16 protein-coding genes and 1 pseudogene are annotated in these 17837 nt (G+C 32.3%); 5 read left to right on the top strand and 12 right to left on the bottom strand.

All coding sequences use genetic code 11. The annotated features are described in order from the left end of the window. Positions 1–74: 74 nt before the first annotated feature. A pseudogene (locus DFR85_RS19225) lies at positions 75–965 on the bottom strand (IS5 family transposase). 106 nt (positions 966–1071) lie between these two features. On the opposite strand from DFR85_RS19225, the gene DFR85_RS19220 reads away from it, so the two are divergent. The 3 genes from DFR85_RS19220 to DFR85_RS19210 all read left to right on the top strand — a co-directional run bounded on the left by DFR85_RS19220 (position 1072) and on the right by DFR85_RS19210 (position 3746). Then, positions 1072–2502 (top strand): APC family permease, encoded by a 1431-nt coding sequence (locus DFR85_RS19220; RefSeq protein ID WP_110269685.1) that lies wholly within the window; start codon positions 1072–1074, stop codon positions 2500–2502. 213 nt (positions 2503–2715) lie between these two features. Beyond that, entirely contained in the window at positions 2716–3243 is a 528-nt protein-coding gene (locus DFR85_RS19215) for a TQO small subunit DoxD (protein WP_110269684.1), read from the top strand. A gap of 5 nt (positions 3244–3248) precedes the next feature. Continuing rightward, positions 3249–3746, top strand: a complete 498-nt coding sequence (locus tag DFR85_RS19210) for a TQO small subunit DoxA domain-containing protein (protein WP_110269683.1) — start codon at positions 3249–3251, stop codon at positions 3744–3746. A 17-nt stretch (positions 3747–3763) separates the two neighbouring features. Here the strand turns inward: DFR85_RS19210 and DFR85_RS19205 are convergent, their stop codons facing one another. From DFR85_RS19205 to DFR85_RS19185, 5 genes are all read right to left on the bottom strand, one after another. Further along, complete coding sequence (locus DFR85_RS19205; protein WP_110269682.1) at positions 3764–5029, bottom strand: TldD/PmbA family protein; 1266 nt, start codon at positions 5027–5029, stop codon at positions 3764–3766. Next, on the bottom strand, positions 5030–6403 hold the full coding sequence (locus DFR85_RS19200) for a TldD/PmbA family protein (protein WP_110269681.1): 1374 nt from the start codon (positions 6401–6403) through the stop codon (positions 5030–5032). It lies immediately after the preceding gene. 360 nt (positions 6404–6763) lie between these two features. Then, positions 6764–7171, bottom strand: coding sequence for a nucleotidyltransferase domain-containing protein (locus DFR85_RS19195; protein ID WP_110269680.1), 408 nt, complete (start codon positions 7169–7171; stop codon positions 6764–6766). After that, on the bottom strand, positions 7134–7490 hold the full coding sequence (locus DFR85_RS19190) for a HEPN domain-containing protein (protein ID WP_110269679.1): 357 nt from the start codon (positions 7488–7490) through the stop codon (positions 7134–7136). The genes DFR85_RS19195 and DFR85_RS19190 overlap by 38 nt, the downstream gene beginning before the upstream one ends. A gap of 24 nt (positions 7491–7514) precedes the next feature. Beyond that, positions 7515–9086 (bottom strand): thiamine pyrophosphate-requiring protein, encoded by a 1572-nt coding sequence (locus DFR85_RS19185; protein ID WP_110269678.1) that lies wholly within the window; start codon positions 9084–9086, stop codon positions 7515–7517. A 279-nt stretch (positions 9087–9365) separates the two neighbouring features. Here DFR85_RS19185 and DFR85_RS19180 point away from each other — a divergent pair, with 279 nt between their 5' ends. Continuing rightward, entirely contained in the window at positions 9366–11630 is a 2265-nt protein-coding gene (locus DFR85_RS19180) for an MMPL family transporter (RefSeq protein ID WP_110269677.1), read from the top strand. Between the two features lie 3 nt (positions 11631–11633). Here DFR85_RS19180 and DFR85_RS19175 read toward each other — a convergent pair whose 3' ends face one another. From DFR85_RS19175 to DFR85_RS19155, 5 genes are all read right to left on the bottom strand, one after another. Beyond that, a complete protein-coding gene (locus DFR85_RS19175; RefSeq protein ID WP_110271771.1) occupies positions 11634–11903 on the bottom strand; it encodes a ferredoxin family protein in 270 nt (89 codons plus the stop codon). Beyond that, on the bottom strand, positions 11900–13114 hold the full coding sequence (locus DFR85_RS19170) for an FAD-dependent oxidoreductase (RefSeq protein WP_110269676.1): 1215 nt from the start codon (positions 13112–13114) through the stop codon (positions 11900–11902). Before DFR85_RS19170 ends, DFR85_RS19175 begins: the two co-directional genes overlap by 4 nt. Further along, a complete protein-coding gene (locus DFR85_RS19165; protein ID WP_110269675.1) occupies positions 13111–13458 on the bottom strand; it encodes an adenine nucleotide alpha hydrolase family protein in 348 nt (115 codons plus the stop codon). The genes DFR85_RS19170 and DFR85_RS19165 overlap by 4 nt, the downstream gene beginning before the upstream one ends. A gap of 124 nt (positions 13459–13582) precedes the next feature. Then, the gene (locus tag DFR85_RS19160) at positions 13583–14458 is read right to left on the bottom strand and encodes a DUF1177 family protein (RefSeq protein ID WP_110269674.1); all 876 of its coding nucleotides are present in this window, start codon (positions 14456–14458) and stop codon (positions 13583–13585) included. After that, positions 14455–15672 carry an FAD-binding oxidoreductase gene (locus DFR85_RS19155; protein ID WP_110269673.1) on the bottom strand — a complete coding sequence of 406 codons (1218 nt, stop codon included), beginning with the start codon at positions 15670–15672 and terminating at the stop codon, positions 14455–14457. Before DFR85_RS19155 ends, DFR85_RS19160 begins: the two co-directional genes overlap by 4 nt. Positions 15673–15759: 87 nt before the next feature. On the opposite strand from DFR85_RS19155, the gene DFR85_RS19150 reads away from it, so the two are divergent. Continuing rightward, positions 15760–17172 (top strand): APC family permease, encoded by a 1413-nt coding sequence (locus DFR85_RS19150; protein ID WP_110269672.1) that lies wholly within the window; start codon positions 15760–15762, stop codon positions 17170–17172. On the opposite strand, the gene DFR85_RS19145 is transcribed toward DFR85_RS19150, so the two are convergent. Next, a complete protein-coding gene (locus tag DFR85_RS19145; protein ID WP_110269671.1) occupies positions 17160–17804 on the bottom strand; it encodes a helix-turn-helix domain-containing protein in 645 nt (214 codons plus the stop codon). The genes DFR85_RS19150 and DFR85_RS19145 overlap by 13 nt on opposite strands. Positions 17805–17837: the final 33 nt, after the last annotated feature.

Raw genomic sequence — 17837 nt, 5'->3', positions numbered from 1 at the left:
ATATTTCAATAGGATGATACAGTAAAAATATGTTTTCTATAGAAAATAATATCTCTCCTAAATAATTTACTATACTACTTCTTGACCTCAAAGCCCTTAGCTCGACCAACAACAAGGTTGGCCATGTACATCATCCAAGCATAAGCCCAAAACTTGAGCTTAGCCTCAACAACTTGACCAGCAAAACTCGTAGCCCTAACAGACTCACCAAAAGTACGCTTAACCGCTGAGAACAAGGATTCAACCAACCACCTATTACCATAACCCTTCTCATCCCGCCAACGTTCATAACCCAACTTCTTGAACTCGCGCACAGCCTTACGCCTAGCAGGATGACCACGCCTAAAGCGTCTTTCCTAGGAGGAACAACAACATCAACACCAAGATTATAAATCTCGTTAGTATCATAAGCCTTATCGCCATAGAACCTCTTAACTTCCTTACCCTTTTCCTTCAAGTCCTTTACTTTGAAGCAGATTCGGCCTCATTACTCGTCACCTCAGCGCTTACTATCTTGAACTCGTCCTTCTCCATAACTACTTCAATCTTAAGGAATTTTGAATCCCTCCTTTTGCCCCACTTTGCTACTATTGTCCTCCTCTTGTTGTGCTTATTCCAGTACCATCAGCTATTACTTCAAGTTCGTCACTCGCTTCAGGGAAATTAATATTCATGTTTCTTACCCTTTCCCATATTGTTGAATAATCTAGGCTTGTCGGTATTATCTTCATTTCTGCTAGTGCGCTTAGTACTCCTTCTATTGCTCTGTAAGGTAAGAATAAGTGTAGGAATGCTAGGAAGTCGTTGAACTCCTTTGGTGCCTTGTACTTGGTCTTAGCATACCTGTTCTCTTCCTGGAGTAATTCCCACCAGTGTTCGAAGACGTAGAAGGGGAACATTAGCTTATATCTTGTTACCACGTTCTCATCGTACTTGCTCCAATCCCTAGTGTTCTTCTTTTCCATGGGTAATGCTCTGCATAATTACTTAAAAATTTTTGTATAATTCTGAGGCGATCCACAACGTAGAAACTTCAGAAAACTTTTAAAATATTTAAGAGCTCTTATATTTATGGTAGGAAAATCCAGCCATGGTATTCATACCGAGATATCAGATCTTAAAAGAGACGTGTTACATATTCTAGATTTAATACCTCTTTCAACTTCTTCCGTAGCTCCAACATTCAGTATTGCAGCAGCATACGGTGTAATGGTATCATTGGCAGGTTCTCAAGCTATAATGGCTACCTTTTTAACTGCTTTACCTTTTTTATTGACAGCATTCATTTTCAGACAATTCAATATTCATTACCCTAATGCAGGAGCATCGTATCATTGGGGAACTAAAATTATAGGAAGAAAATTCGGATCTTTTCAAGCATGGATAATAACTCTAGCCTACTTCTTCTCTATTCCACCCATAGTAGTTCCTGCAGGAGAATACACACTTGCTTTACTTTATTCTCTAGGATTAATATCATATAACGTATATTCAAGCCAATTATATGTGGCTATAATGGGAATAATATGGGTAATTATAGCAACGATTCCTCTTATACTAGGTGCAAAACCTACAGCCAGATTTACTGAGGCTTTCCTCGTGATAGAGATAGTTATTTTATCCCTTTTCCTCGGTTTTGGACTTACACACTTTAAGGTTGTAAATCCTTTCAGTTTTAACTGGTTTTTTGACACTAAGGTAAACTGGAGTGGAGTAATACTAGCAATGATAGTAGCTTCAACCATAGTAGATGGATGGGAAATAGATAGTTACTCTTCTGAAGAATCTAAAAAGCCTAAACAATGGCCAGGTTTAAGTGGAATAATAGGGTTGCTTAGTGTTCTTATGATATATGGAATAACTATGCCTTTAATGACGATAGAAACTCCATTGAACTTATTGTCGCAAAGTGTAGATCCACTATTTACGTGGGCTCAAGGTATAATTCCGTCATACTCCTGGTTAATAGATCTAGCAGTTCTGCTTTCAACCGCAAGCTCCCTTTGGTTAACTGCTTTTATATTAAGTAGAGCATGGTATGCTATGGCTAGAGATAATCTTTTACCTTCATTCTTTGGCTGGGTACATGAAGGATTTGGTAGCCCTTGGATGAATATATTCATCATTTCAGGGTTAAACATTCTTCTTAATGTTTTAATGTTACTTTCACCATCAGTTCAGTCTTTCTTCACAATGGTACTTAGTGCTGCAGGAATATTTTTAGCTATGGAGTTCTTTCTTGATAGTATATCAGGAATAGTATTTTTCTGGTTAAAACATAGACCTATGGGTAAAGAAAATTCTAAGGAACATATTCACTGGATATATAGAATAATATCTATTTTAGCATCAGTAGGTTTAGGATTAATAATAATTTTAGGGTTATATTTCAGCCCACAGACTATAGGACAATCATTTATCTATATTTTTTTGGGACTCATATCATTCTCTATAGTCTTTGTATATCTTTCTAGGAAAATAAAAGTAAGAGATTTTATCTAAAAACATTTTTTCTAATATTTTCTATAGTCCATATTCTGACTAAGTTTATGTGATATTGAAACGATTAAAAATATTCAGTAAAAACTGGTAAAATTAATTAAGTCTATAATAGATTTTATAATAATTAAGTTAAACTGAGTTAAAATGACTTAGAATAGATTTTCATAAAATAAATTAAAACGTTTAAACTGCAATATATTATTTTGAGAAAAAATGGCACAAAGTAAAGTTGTAGATAATACTCAGAAGTTTTTGCCCATTTTGAGAATAACGTTGGGTTGGATGTATTTCTCTGCATTTCTAAGAAGAACTGTCAACGTTCCAACTAAGCTTGATCCTAATTCGCCAGCATATGTAGGAGGGAAATTAATTACGTTCTTACCGCATGCATGGCCTCCTGTTAAGGGCGTTTTAATATACAGCTTAATGCATCCAGCGTTTCTTTACTACTTTTTAATTTTGTTCACAAGTTTAGAGGCGATTTTCGGTTTATTTCTAATGCTAGGACTTTTAACTAGATTATCTGGACTAGTAATAGCTGGATTAGCATGGGGTATAGGTGCAGCTGGAGGATGGTTAGGGTCAACTTGTGTTGATGAATGGCAAATAGCTGCTACCGAAGGAGCTGCTGCTTTCATGTTCGTATTTACAGGGAGTAGATGGTTATCTATTGATCAGTACCTATATAAGAAATATCCTGATGGGATAAAGATATGGAAATATAAAATTCCATTATGGTGATAATCATGGATAGAATAGGTCTAATTGCAATATTATTAATGATTTTAGTTACAGGAGTAACTTTCGGACTTTATCAAATTAATTACCAAGGATTTACTCATTTAACTAACTATTCTAAAATCCCTGCATATGTTCTAACTGGTACAAAACTATATTCAAATGGAACTCTATTCTTACAAATAGCAAATACTGCAGGTTCTGATACATATGGCGGTTTCGTAGTTTTAGTGCAAATACTTTATCCTAATGGATCAGTATTATATGAATGGGGACCTTCACAGTTATCCCATATACCAAGTTCCGATATAATAAACGAGTTTCCACTTCATCCAGTACATTCTAATAAGTTTGCGTTAGTTGTACCGTTAGGACAAAATGCCACTGTAATACTACAAGCACCTTTCCATATACAACCGGGTAAATATATAGTAAGAGCGTATGATGTAGACGGAGATTACGAATCCTATGGAATAAAATTCCAAGTAACCGTTCAAGTAATTTAATTTTTTTTTAAAAAAAATTATGCTTTAGTTATTTTTACGTCTTTTATTAGTACATATGGAGAAAGAACAGGAAGAGGAGCGTCCCACCATTTTACTAAGTACCTTTCCTTAGATAGTTCTTCGATATTTCCTATTATATTATTAAGACTGTCTGCAATTCTTAACCTTCCTGCTACTCCTTCTATATTTCCGTTCTTATAGACGACTACTGCGTCTCTACCCACAGTAGAAAAGTTTCCTTCGACGTAATTTTGGAACCTAGTATACCAATTATTATTAAACATTATAACGTTTCCAGATAGTAATGAATCCTTACTTATTGTTCCTTGTTCAACATCTAATGTCCAAGGAGTTGGAGATATCCAACCTGCATTTCCAGTAGTTTCAAGATTCATTATTTCAGCTATTTCGTTATTAAGTAACGGTGTATTGTAAACTCCATGATCTATAATCTTTTTATTCCTAGTAAAAGTAGCCTCTTGATCAAATTCTAATGCAGACGGTCTATCTTCTTTAGGAACGTCTGAGAAAGTAAATTTTTCGTTTGCTATCTTATTTCCAGGCTTATATTTGGCAAATATGGATTCTCCCATCATTATGGATAATCCAGAAGACATACCTGCTAGATAATTCATGAGGTTACCAAAAACTAAGGGAGAAAGCACAACGTCGTATTTTCCATCATCTATGTCTATTTTCTTATTTATGGAAGCAAATTCACATGCAGTATTTACGCTGTCCTTTATTATAGAATCCGAATATTTGGAAGAAGCGAATGCCCATTGGCCTGAAAAATCTCCGTTGAACGCTCTAAAATATCCATCTATAGAATTTCTTGTATCATTACCGTTAAATCCTTTTGATGTTAATAAGGAAATTGATACTTTTCTGATATTTATTATTCCAGAAATTGGGTATTCTGAACTTAGAACCAGAGAGATCACATTGCTAGGATCTTCTCTTATTTTTTCTATTTCATCATCTAATTTTATAAACCTGTATTCCCTATCATTATCAGAAATCTTTGGTGAAAGCTTTGGTTCGTCCATTATTTTTATTAAATTATTGAAATTATCTATTTCCACATTTCCTCTTAATGTAGTTATAATATATTTTTTATTGCTCTTTAAAAGGACGTAATAAACCTCATCATTTAATCTTTGGACAGTAGAAACTTTTCCAGTTACAAATTTTACGACAGTGTTCTCATTCTTAGTTTTAAAAATTGCAAATTCCTCAAATCCTCTAATTTTTTCTTTTAACGCTAATAGATCATCATTCATTTACATCACCTTCACTCTAACATTTCTTAATCTTAGATCTGGTCCTCCTAACCATACTGGAACTGCCTGATCAGGATCTCCTTTACCGCAAAGCCCAGCGTAAAAATGAATTTCATTATCTGCAGCATCTATTGATGGAAGGAATTCTGTAGTTTTCCCTTCTAACACAGGGAAAAGTAACGGATCGCCTATTTCACCGTTCTTTATTTCATATGCTTCTAGACCCACGTATCGTTCACCTAATCTCATATCGTCTATATTCCATTCCATGTAACTTTTGAAATATATTCCTTCTTTAATATCCTCTAAAAGTTCATCAAAAGTCATGTTCCCAGGCTGGAAGAAAGTGTTAGACATTCTTATTATAGGCTCTCTATTGTAGCTCATTGCCCTGGCTGAACCATTACTTTTTGTATTATATTTAGGTGATGAAAATCTATCCTGCAATAATTCCGTAACTTCACCGTTCTTTATTAAATATTTAGGTCTTGCCTTAATACCTTCATCGTCTATTTGGAAAAATCCATTACTATTAGGCAATGTAGGATCGTCTATTACACTTACAGCTTCACTGCCTATTTTCTTTGTATTTAAATCTCTTAAGTAACTCATTCCTGCTTGTGCAGCTTCTCTTCCTAAAACTCTATCAGCCTCAAATGGATGACCTACAGACTCATGAGCCATTATACCAGCTAACATTGAACTCAGCACTATGTCTGTTTTTCCTTCCTTAGGACTTTTCCCTTTAGTTAATACATTATCTACTTCTCTTATTTTATTTTCTAGTTCTTCTCCAATATTCCAACGATCTAGCCACTCTAATCCTCCACTACCACCATATTCGTCAGACCAAACTGTTACTGTCTTATCCATGTATTTCATAACAAGAGAATAATATATTCCTATTCTAGGTACGTTACCTTCTACTATAGAACCGTCTTTAAACATTATTCTTTTATCTTCTGTTGATTCTACGTAATACATATTGAAATTTAATAATTTAGATTTGATATCAAGTTGTTTCATCCTAGTGTAAATATCTTTAAGATATTTTATTTTCTCATCTATAGGTAATGAGTCGAAGGTCTTCCTTTGATTAACAGTATACTTGCCTGACGTAGTTTCTTCTTCTCCTAATTCTTCCCACCCGTTACTTTCTACTTTTTTCAATTCAAGATTTTCTGGTGTAGTAGAGGACGCAAAATAAAGAATGCCCTTATCGTATGCTCTTACTGAATATCCTGAATAAGTTTCTTTAGTTACTCCTAATAGTTGCCCATCCATTAGAAATATAGATAATGAGTCATTTTTATGAAACCTAGCTTCTAAGTAGTTATATGTATCGAATCTTTTTATTACATTTTCTAAGTCCATATTTTAGAATGAATTAATTCCGTTTTAATCCTTTTGTTAAATATTAGAACCCTTTCACTAAATTTCTTTATAGTAACTTAAACACATATTTTTGCTTATTTTTAATAATTAATTCGTGATTTCTTAATATATAGAATTCACATAGAAATCTTACATGTTTATAATGGAAAAACTAGAAGTTATTAAATTTATTGAAGTTTATCACAAATCTTAATTTATTATTTTCAATAGTCCGTGAGCTTAAGGAGAATTAATTTAAAGGAAAGACTTGTAGGACATTTCAAATAAATTATCGCAAAAATATGTTAAAATATTTAGATATAGATAAATTTAACAGTAACTAAAGTCCTTCTATTTAATTCATATTTTTTCCCAACCGTCTTTAATTCTTTTTAAACCGCGTATTCTTTCTATTACCATATTTTTAGCTTTCTCATAGATATTTAGTGTATCACATAATATAATTCCCTCATAGAACGCATCTATTACTATAGTATTGAAGTCTTTTATTTCACTATCTATTAACGATACTTTAATAAAGTGTACATCTATAGCATCAGTTGGCGGTAAAGGAGGCCTTTCATTACCTATTACTAATATATCGTAATCACTATATATTTTATTATCTTTCCTCGCTCGAGAACCAAAAAGAATTACAGAATATTTAGTACATAGTTTAGATACGTAATTATTGAAATCTTTTTCCTCCTCTTTATATATTTCCAATAAATCAGAGAATAGAGAGTAATTCTTCCATGCATTTGACACATCTTTCACCTTCTTCTTTCTCCAAATCTATTAATGATTCTTCAGGATATCTTGAACCAGTGTATAGTGAAGACAAATAGTCTGCACACTCTATTAGTTTTTCGTCAATAGTAATACGCTTTATTTTCTCTAATTCTTTCAAAAGCCTTTTTAAAGAATGCGTATAGATTATAGCTCCAGTGCTCTCTATAAGAATTCCTTTAAGCTTAAGTTCTACAGCCATATGGGAATGAAAACATGCCTCAGGAAAAAAACCTTCTTGCAGCAGCCTTTTAGCAACTTCTCTATCCCTATTGCTTTTCTCAAACCATTTTGCCATATAATTGTTTTCAGTAAAAAGTTTTTATTCTTTTATAACTTTAGCATGAATAATAGATGGAATACCAGATTTTACTTTTTCTTTACCTTTCCTTAGAGCATCTTCTACTTCACTAGGTCTTTCAATATACTCGTAAAATCCACCTATGCTTTCTATGGTTTTAGGTAAATTGTCTATATCTATATCAGATCCAGGATAACTGCTAAATTTTTCCTCTGGATAGACTTCTTTTACAGCCTTTTCTACTGCATTCCAACTCTTATTATCGAAAATTACTGTCAATATTGGATATTTTTTACTTATATAATAAAACGCTGTAGGAACACCAAAAATAAATGATCCATCACCTACCGTAGCTATAACATCCTTTCCTGTAGACATTTTGTAGCCTACACTAGCTCCTAAAGCCCATCCTAGATGTCCCATAGCAGGATCGCCAAAATACGAGTTAAATTCATCAAATCCTCCGTATTTCTGATTTAAGTCATATTCATTAAAGACGCTCCATTTTATTTTACCGATTTCATAAGATAGATAATCAGGATGTATTTCTTTTAAATCTGATAATTTCTTTATTCTTTCAATTTTTTCTTCTTTTTGCTTCTCAATCTCCTCTAAAAGATCCTTCTCAGCTTTTCTTTGTATTTTAAGTTTATTGAAAAATTCGTCTACAGATGACTGAATACATAAGTCACATGGAAACTCATAATATGGAATATAAGAATATGAAGGATCTACATCTACCTTTATTATCTTTGCATCAACGTCAGTATATTTTGGAATCCAAGGAACTTCAGTTTCTACTTCTATTATTAAATCAGAATCTTTAAGATTATAATGATCTATAGCCATTTTGCCTGAAGATGGATAGTTAACCCTTTCTCCTACGTAATTTACTACTGGAATTTCAGCATTATCCGCAAAGTTTCTTAATGAATTAAACCAAGGCTCTTTTCTTCCAGCTCTCCATGTTAATATTACTGGATTAGATGCTCGTAATATCATTTCTTTTGCTTTTTCCAGATAGTAGTCTGGAATTCCAGGATAGAAAGGATCCATATTTACTTTTTTGTTATTTACATCGGCTATACTTACTTCTCTGGGTATTGCAATATATACTGGACCTTGAGGTTCACTTAATGCTATCTGTATAGCACGTGAAATTGATGATGAAACTTGAGACGGATCTCTAATTTCGAATTCCCATTTGACGTATTTCCTAACTATTTCCTCTTGATCTGCGTCTTGAGTCCAATGAATTCTTAGATCTCTGCTTGCGAGATTTCCCTTATCAGTATAAGGACTTTTACCTGCAATAACAAGCAAAGGTATTCTTGAAGTATAAGCATTAGCGATTATTCCTAGAGCATTCAGAGTTCCAGGAACCGTATGAACCATTAAAACTCCTAGTTTATTTCCTAAAGAATATCCTATTGCAGCACTTGCTGCAGTGATTTCATGAGGTATTACAACAAATTCTGGATTTTTGATTTTCAATTCGGCTTTTATAAATGCAGGATAATCAGTTCCAGAAACTATGAATACTTTATCTGTGTATTTTGAAATTGCCTCAAGTATTAATTCTGCTGTGTTCATGAATATAAATATCTTTAGGCTTTAAATAAAGGTGGCGTCTAACAAGTTAAAGAATGTAAAGAAGAGCTCCAAACTACTACTGTATATTTAAACATAATTTATAATGTTAACAAATTTTCTTTAATACTAATATAATCATTATTAAATTCTGATCTTATAAGTCAATTTGTAAATTAAATATGTATAAGTATTATTCTTAAATTATTAACTTTATATTTAAAATGATAAAGTGATAATGTGAATAGAAAGTGTTTTAAAATCAAAGAGCTAAATGCCTTTATGAATAAAAGGTTACTCATAATCTTATGGGTTATAGCCATAATAATTGCTTTAGGGTTATCTTCACAGTCTTCAAAATATCTAAACTATAATGAAAATACATCAATACCGCCTAATTATCCTTCAGCTAAAGCGCAAATGTTTTTAGATAAATACTTTCATGGAGCGAATGAAAATAATACAATCGATGTAGTTTTGATAAATGCTACACCACAAGAAAATTATGAAGTACAGAAAATTATTCAGAACATTTCAGGCGTCACAAAAATAGATAGTATAGTAACAGCTTATTTAGAATATCAAAATGAGCTAGGTAAGGTAATAAATTCTACTGGAAATCAAATAATTAACTATACAAAGGAAAAGGGAGAAAATATCTCTTTATTTCAAGTTAGACTGGATATATCTAAAACTCTTCATATTCCATTTTACTATACACAGCTATTTAATACCACTCCAGAAAAAATTTTAGAAAATAACGAGAGCCTCTTCTTTTTAATTAAACCTCCTTCTAGTTTAACATCATTATACGTATCTAAAAACGTCTCTGTCTTGTTCGTTTATACTAAGTATGGACCGAATTATAATCTAAAGAATGGAACATATCCTGCCGGTATCATTTCAAATAATATACAAAACTCTCTTAAAACTTTACCATTAAAATATTATTTAACTGGACCGGCTCCTCTAGTTCAAGAATTAAGTAGTTCTGAGGCTCAGAGACAGGACATTACATTTATATTAGTTTTTATCGCATTAATATTGGTAACTGGAATATATTTTAGAAGTATTGTAGCACCTCTTGTAACAATGGGTATCATAGGGCTTTCAGTAATTTTTGGAATGGCAATAGTAACACTAGTGGGAAAATTCTATCATCCAGTAGATTTCCAAGTTATTGAACCGATGATATCAATATTATTAGGTATAGGTGCGGATTATAGCGTTTTTCTCTTAAGCAGATTTAAAGAAGAATTAGCTAAAGGAAAAAATAAGGAAGAATCTGCATTAATTTCAATTAAAACTTCTGGCAAAGCTATATTGATAAGTGGAACTGCAGTTTCATTAGTATTTTTATCTCTTTCCTTTATACCTTATTTACATACATGGGGTCTAACTATAGGTTTTTCAGTCCCAATTACTGTAGCCTTATCTTTTACTTTACTTCCTATAATTTACGGTAAAATTGGAGATAAAATATTTTGGCCATCAAAACCTAAATTCAAAATGAGCAATACACTAGGGAATATAGCTAGGCTAAGCATAAGGAAGCCTAAAACTACACTAATTATAGCTACAATTATAGGAGTAATGTCTCTAATTTTCGTCGTAAGCGTCCCACTATCTTTAGATTTTACATCTGGTTTACCTAATCTTCCTGCAGTAGAAGGATTAAAAATTCTAGAAAATGCTTTCGGCAATTCTTTCGTAAATCCTATTTTAATTGTATTCAATGAGTCTCAAATTAATACGTCAGTATTAATTCATTTGGCACAAATAGAGAGAAATATATCTACCTTTAATGGTGTAACTCAAGTTATAGGTCCAGTACCTACTAATTTTAATGGAACTTATACGCCTCAAGTTATTACTAGCCTAAAAGAAAATATAGGTACTAATAATAAAACATTATTAATTACCGTTATAACTTCTTATAATCCTTACAGCTCACAAGCTGAGGCTCTTGTAAGTAAAATTCAGAATATAGTAAAACCTAATGGGTATGTAGGAGGTACAACTGCTACTGCTATGGACGCATTAGACTATTTATTACCATTTTATGAGATATTAACAATTCTTTTACCAGCAGTTTTAATAATAACTCTTAGTTTCTTGCTTAAATCAGTAAGGATATCTTTAGGTGCTGTAGGAACTATAGTATTAAGCATAATATTCTCCTTATCAATTATATATGCCATATTTAGGTCACCAGAGGGCATACTTTTCTTCATCCCTATAACGATCTTCGTTTTAATGATGGGTTTAGGTAATGATTACAGTACGTTTATATTAATAAGAGTTAAGGAAGAAGTTGATAAGGAAAGGGATATTGAAAGTATAATAAGAGCAGTCTCAATATCAGCAGGAGCTGTTACTGCTTTAGGCGTTATCTTAGCTGCTTCCTTCGGAGTTTTAGCTATAGACCCTATAAAACCAATTGCAGAATTAGGAGCAGGAATAGCAATAGCAGCTCTCCTCGATACATTTATAATAAGGGTATTTATATATCCAGCTTTACTTAAAATTGCACTTAAAATAAAATAATTTTTAGCCGTATCTAAACGAGACTCCTCCTTCTGGAAATCTAAATTTTATAGCATTATAAGGACATATAACTAATGCTCCACCACATTCTAAGCATCTTTCATAATGTACCTCTATCCTTCCATTAGGAAGTGCTTCATAAGTTCCCGCAGGACAGGATAATGTGCAAGGCTTATCTCTACACGTTAGACAAATATCAGTATTTACTTCAATATGAGATGTTTTATCTACGTTGTATTTATTTAATCCTAATCTTTTTAAGAGAGGGATCATTTTAACATTCTCCACATATCATTTATGGCTTGAGTTAATGATATACCTTTCTCTTTTAATCTTAATATAGCGTCATCAATCAGAGTATTTCTATTCTCACTAACAGTAAACATATCAGAAAGTACATTGCATAAAATCTCAGGATATGAATTTAATGTGTAAGCCTTGTTCATGAGTTCGAATCTATTATATGCCAATTCTAGGTGCTTCAGAATAAAGCTTTCCTTTAGCATATCATAATATATTTCAGTCTTATATCCATTATCCTTAATCTTCTTTGCTGATAATCCAGCTATCATCCCAGAAGCTATAGCTAGATCCATTCCCCTTATTGTAAACCCATCATTAATCAGAAATCCTGCAGAATCTCCAACAGCTATTAAGTTGTCAGTATATATAGATGGGAGATTTTTATAACCGTAATAAGGAATTGCGTGAGCTGAATATTCAAGAATTTCTCCATCTATTCCTAATTTTTCCCTAAAACCTTCTACCAGATCCTTTGCAGGATATTCGGATTTAGGTAATGAATCAAACGTAACTGCCATACCTACCGATAAAGAGTCCTTATTCGTGTAAACGAAACCTCCTCCTTTAACGCCCTTTATTGTACCTACTATAGTTCTTACTTCTCCCTCATTATCATTCATCTTGATATCGGTCTTTACTATTTCTTTAACACCTAACATCCACTTGCTCGGAGAAAAATTCCTAAGTCCTAAATATCTAAATACTACAGAAGTAACTCCTGAAGCATCGATAACTAAGGGGGCTTTCAATGCTCCTCTATTAGTCTCCAGAGTAATACCGTTACCTTCTCTATGAGCGTCTGTAACTAGAGTAGAGTAAGATATTAGTAAACCTAGGTTTTCGGCTTCTCCAGCTAACCATCTATCAAATTTAGATCTTAAGACAGAAAAGCTATTCTTTTTATCCTTTTCTTCTAAGGAAAATGAAAGTTTCTTATTCTCGCAAAAGAATTCAAAAGTCTCTTTGGTTATGGGTCTTTCAAAAGGCGCCTTATCTAACGCGTCTGGAATAAGTTTAAGTAAGGAATGGACGTACATTCTACCTCCAGACAAGTTCTTAGCTCCACTATACTCTCCCCTCTCTAAAAGGATTACATTAAGTCCTTCTCTTACTGCAGTAATTCCGGCTGAAAGTCCAGACAATCCTCCACCTACTATTATAACGTCTGCATCAAAACTCATTTTCTATTCACCTTATAGAATTCTATTTTGCCTCTTAATGTAACATAATTGATGCTACCGATTATTTGTTCTAGTAATTTCATAAAATTCTTATAAATTAGGAGAATGTAAAACAACGAAGAATAATACAAAAGATTTCTTAAATTATAATCATTATCACTACCTATCATAACTATTTTCTTTGAGTCTCTTCTAGATAATAATTTTTCTTTTAACATTATTGATTCTTCAATAGCGTTCTTATAACTGCTTATGTTAAGCAGAACATTAAGACTCAAAGGTTTTTCTAGAATCTTAATTAAAGTATCGTTGGGAACTATCTTAAATAAAGAAACTATGTTCATAATTTAGAATATATCTGAACAATTTAAACGTTTAACCTTTATTTTCATATAGATTTTTATTATAAATCGTTTAATTTTTCAGAGTGATATATAGTTTCATAATATCTAATATATCATTTCAAAATTAATTTTTCTTTAACTTCATAAATTGGGATTCCCCTAAAACATTTTTAAGTGAACTTAATTCTTCTTCAGAATATATATCGCCTCCAGAGAAATAGTATTTTAAAACTTCAATACTAAATCTACTAGCTCTTTCTAGCATTGTAACGTTCTGTACTCCAGTTTCATAACCTGGAATGGGATACTTTGATACAGTAGCTAAACCTAATATTGGAGATTCTGTATAGAGCCATGGAGAAAGGAAAGTGCTTATATGGTAAGCATTTATTTCCATTGGTGTTAGATCCCCCGAAGTTAACGCTACAAAGTATGGTTCATGTTCAGTTACTTTTTCATAAATATCTATTATTTCGTCTGGAATTTTCAATATATAGCCGTCTTTTATTATGTGAGAAATAGCAAAATCATTATACTTTGCTATTCTATTACCTTTAGTAGAATCAACGGAAATTAAGAATTGGGCTTCTTTATCCACTTCCAATCTTAGCGCATCGTCTAATCCTACAAGAGGAACCATAAAATTGAAAGGTTTATGAGGAATTAACTTGGCGTCTAGAGAAATGTTTGTAGAAAATATTGCTTCACCCTCTATTTCAGAATAGTTTTTTGCCCACTCTATCATTGAAGTTAGTGATATTATAGCTCCATCAGCATCAGAAACTATACCATAATGGTTTGAGACTCTTATTGCACCCAATCTTCCTAATATTTCGGCTTTTCTTTTTCCCTTGCCAATTTTAGCTTTAACAAACGTTACGTCGCCTATCTTTTTTTCTTGTAACTCTATACCATACTTTTTACACTCCTCTTCTAAATAAGAAAAAGGATTTTTACTCTCTAGAATTTCTATTACTTCCATTAGAGTTTTTAGTATCATATTCTCAACTTTCCAGGATTTATAAGATCTTTAGGATCCATCAATGCTTTATACCTTTTCATTAAAGATAACCTTTCTGGATCATCTACTCTATCATTTACTTCCACCGAATGTATTTCGAAAGGTATTCCTTCACTTCTCATTATTTCGTCTATTAATTCAAAATTTTCCCTATCTGATATGAAAACAGTATATATTATAATCTCTCCTTTTAACGTCATGACGTCTCCATGAATAAGAACTTTATTTCCTAAAACGCTTTTGACTTTTGTTACTATACTTAAGAATCTCTCTATTGGGAAGAGTCTAACTTCGTAAAAATAGTTTTTAAAAGGAGATATTTTACTCATCGTAACATAAACTGCTGCAAAAGCCAATTCGTCCATAAAATTAAGGTTAATCTCGCTACCTAAAGGTTCTGTAGAAGAAACTATAGTTATCCATTGTTTATTGGACGTTGCTCTACCTTTAGCCACAACTGAAAATGCATCGTGATCTTCTATTACAACTCTTCTCACTCTTTTCCTGTCTAATTTTTTAATATTTACAAGAAGAGATAATAAATCGTCTCCTTCAATAATATAATCTTTCCAATCCTGAAAATCTGTAAGCTTAAAACTTGAATCTACTATAAACCCAGTAGTACCTGCAGCTTGAGCAAAACCCCAAACATATTTTCCTTTAACTTCTTCTTCTTTGTTAAATCCTATTACTTTTAATTGAACTAAACTCTCATCAAAGTAATATCCATATTGAAAAGAACCTATTCCAACATCTCCTCCAGCTACATAACCTCCAACACTAGAGATATAGAAACTACTTGGATAGACCATTAGATCTTTACCTCTTTTCCTTAAATAATTCAGAGTTTCTAGGACTTTAGTTCCAGGCTTTACACTAACATATTTATCATATTCAATACCTTTCATATTGTTAAAATCCAAAACTACTGACGGTTTTAAAAGAATTACTTGACCTATGGTAGAAGTACCAGCTCCCCTAGCAACTAATGGTATATTATGCTTGTAAGATATATCAATCGCAGTCCTTATATCGTTTTCATTGTCTATTTTTAAAAGGCCTATAGCTTTTTTTGAAAGATTTTTAATAATGGGAGAAACTAAATATTGATCTTCACTAGCTTTTTCCAACTCTTTTTCATCTGTTATAAAATTTTTACCAAATTCCTTCTCAAAGCTCAAAAGCTGTGACATAAAGATAACTATTTTTTATATTTTTAACTTCTTCATATAATCAGTTAGATGTTTTGCTTTTATATAAAAAAATAGTGTTAATGACAAATGAAGTCCGAAAATGAAAGTTTTAAAAAGGAAGAAGGATTATCAAAAGGTGTTCTATCTCCATGGTTAGCTATGGCTAACGGTTTAGCAAGTAATGCACCTTCAGCAGTTACCGCATTATATTTCGTAGGATTAGCAGGTTTAGTAGGAGGATCTTTACCATTAGTAGTTGTATTGGCATGGTTAATATACCTTTCAATGACTTATGTGGTTTACAATTGGAGTAAGCACATTGCAGCCTCTTATGGTTGGGCAGCAATACAGAAGAAGGGATTTAATAGTAGTTACATCTCTTTCGTTGCAGGAGGTTGGGGATACTGGTTTTATTATATGTTAGCTTCTGCCGGTTTTGGAGTTTTGGGATTATCTACATTTTTACCTTTACTATTCCCTACACTTTATTCCACATATCCTTGGATATGGATACCTATATCATTGGGAATAATAGCCGAGACATCAACATTAATGTACTTAGGAATTAAAACTAATAGTAAATACAATTTGTACGCCGGTTTAGGAGAAATAGCTTTTCTATTAATAACATCAATAATTCTTATAATTAAGGCGGGTCCTCATAATACAGTAATACCTTTTACTCCTCTACCGCTAGGAGCTGGTTGGGCAGTCATATTTACATCTATGATATTTGGAATAACTACCTTTGGAGGAATGAACTCTTCTATTCCAGTTGCAGAAGAAACTGCAGATCCAAAGAAGAATATACCTAAATCATTAGTAATGTTAGCCTTAATTTTAGGTATACCTATAATTCTAAATTCGTATGCTCAAGAAGTAACTTATGGAGTATCAAATATGTTTAACTATGCTAATCTCCCAGATCCAGGAATTATAATATACGATGCAGTTCTAGGTTCTGTATTTGGAATAATATTTGCAATATTTATAGTGAATAGCTTTAATTCATCAACGATAGGATTTGGAAACGGCCAAGTAAGGACGGTTTATGGGATGGCTAGGGACGGAGTAGTTTTCCCAAAGCACTTCTCTGAAATAAATAAGTACGGTGTACCTGGTAAAAATATCATAATAATGGCTGTAATAAACGCAGTATTAGCTATTACCGCAGGTCTAATAATGGGACCTTTAAACGCTAGTATATTTCTTATAACTGCTAATGCATTCTATAGTTTTCTAAATCATTTATTAGGAGCTATAGGCCTAATAAGATACAATAAAAAACAGGGAACTCTTAGATTAACTCATATAATTGTAGGAGGAATAGTAGTAATAGCATTAGGAGCTGCAATTGTGTTATCAGCAATGGCACCGCCTCCTTTAGATTATGCAGGACTATTTGCGCTTTCATGGTTCATATTAGGTTCTATAATTTACCTTATAGAAAAGAGGAGAAACCCAGAGAAAATAAAGAAGTTCGGAGATTATTCCTTATAAGATATTATTTCATGATAATTTTTTAACGCTATCTTTTTAATAGCTTTTCTAAGATGAGTAACAAACGTTGCTGAACTAACTCCCATAATTTCTGCTAAATCTTTTGTAGATACCTTATGGGGGAAATCTAAGAAACCTTTATCAACAGCCAGATAAAGGGAAAGAGCCTCATTGGGAGTTAATGAACTTAGAATGTTAAATAATTTCTCCCTTTCTAATATTCTAAATTTTAACAAAACGGAAGATTCATTATTTTCAATATCCTCTTTTAATAATGGTATATTTTCTTTGTCAATTATAATACTCCATGCTTCTATACCATCTCTTATTTCATGCTCCATTATTATGCCATCGTCTTTATGAATTATATTGGAGATACTACCTTTTTTTATTAATGAAAGGTTAGTAGCGAAAGCATTCTCGTCTGCTTCCAATTTAAGTACATCATTAACACTCTCATGATGTTTTATACCTTTCACAAATTCTTTAATATCTGATAAATAATTACTTTTCCCTATAATATATGAATTAAATAGAGGGGCTTCATTACTAAAATTTTGATTGATCAGTCTTATTTCTAAATTAGTTTTATCAGTTAAATGAGTCCAACAATTGGAATGTTCCACTTCCATATATACGATCTCAGGAAGCCTACCCCTCAACTT

Source organism: Acidianus brierleyi (assembly GCF_003201835.2).
In the GTDB taxonomy this organism is placed as follows: Archaea; Thermoproteota; Thermoprotei_A; order Sulfolobales; family Sulfolobaceae; genus Aramenus; species Aramenus brierleyi.
Note: the sequence above shows the minus strand (reverse complement) of the source record. Positions and strands in the feature narration are given on the sequence as shown.

Excerpts from the sequence above, each read along its gene's own strand:
- DFR85_RS19220 (WP_110269685.1), top strand. The coding sequence starts at position 1,072 with ATGGTAGGAAAATCCAGCCATGGTATTCATACCGAGATATCAGATCTT.
- DFR85_RS19215 (WP_110269684.1), top strand. The coding sequence starts at position 2,716 with ATGGCACAAAGTAAAGTTGTAGATAATACTCAGAAGTTTTTGCCCATT.
- DFR85_RS19210 (WP_110269683.1), top strand. The coding sequence starts at position 3,249 with ATGGATAGAATAGGTCTAATTGCAATATTATTAATGATTTTAGTTACA.
- DFR85_RS19205 (WP_110269682.1), bottom strand. The coding sequence starts at position 5,029 with ATGAATGATGATCTATTAGCGTTAAAAGAAAAAATTAGAGGATTTGAG.
- DFR85_RS19200 (WP_110269681.1), bottom strand. The coding sequence starts at position 6,403 with ATGGACTTAGAAAATGTAATAAAAAGATTCGATACATATAACTACTTA.
- DFR85_RS19190 (WP_110269679.1), bottom strand. The coding sequence starts at position 7,490 with ATGGCAAAATGGTTTGAGAAAAGCAATAGGGATAGAGAAGTTGCTAAA.
- DFR85_RS19185 (WP_110269678.1), bottom strand. The coding sequence starts at position 9,086 with ATGAACACAGCAGAATTAATACTTGAGGCAATTTCAAAATACACAGAT.
- DFR85_RS19180 (WP_110269677.1), top strand. The coding sequence starts at position 9,366 with ATGAATAAAAGGTTACTCATAATCTTATGGGTTATAGCCATAATAATT.
- DFR85_RS19175 (WP_110271771.1), bottom strand. The coding sequence starts at position 11,903 with ATGATCCCTCTCTTAAAAAGATTAGGATTAAATAAATACAACGTAGAT.
- DFR85_RS19170 (WP_110269676.1), bottom strand. The coding sequence starts at position 13,114 with ATGAGTTTTGATGCAGACGTTATAATAGTAGGTGGAGGATTGTCTGGA.
- DFR85_RS19165 (WP_110269675.1), bottom strand. The coding sequence starts at position 13,458 with ATGAACATAGTTTCTTTATTTAAGATAGTTCCCAACGATACTTTAATT.
- DFR85_RS19160 (WP_110269674.1), bottom strand. The coding sequence starts at position 14,458 with ATGATACTAAAAACTCTAATGGAAGTAATAGAAATTCTAGAGAGTAAA.
- DFR85_RS19155 (WP_110269673.1), bottom strand. The coding sequence starts at position 15,672 with ATGTCACAGCTTTTGAGCTTTGAGAAGGAATTTGGTAAAAATTTTATA.
- DFR85_RS19150 (WP_110269672.1), top strand. The coding sequence starts at position 15,760 with ATGAAGTCCGAAAATGAAAGTTTTAAAAAGGAAGAAGGATTATCAAAA.
- DFR85_RS19145 (WP_110269671.1), bottom strand. The coding sequence starts at position 17,804 with ATGGAAGTGGAACATTCCAATTGTTGGACTCATTTAACTGATAAAACT.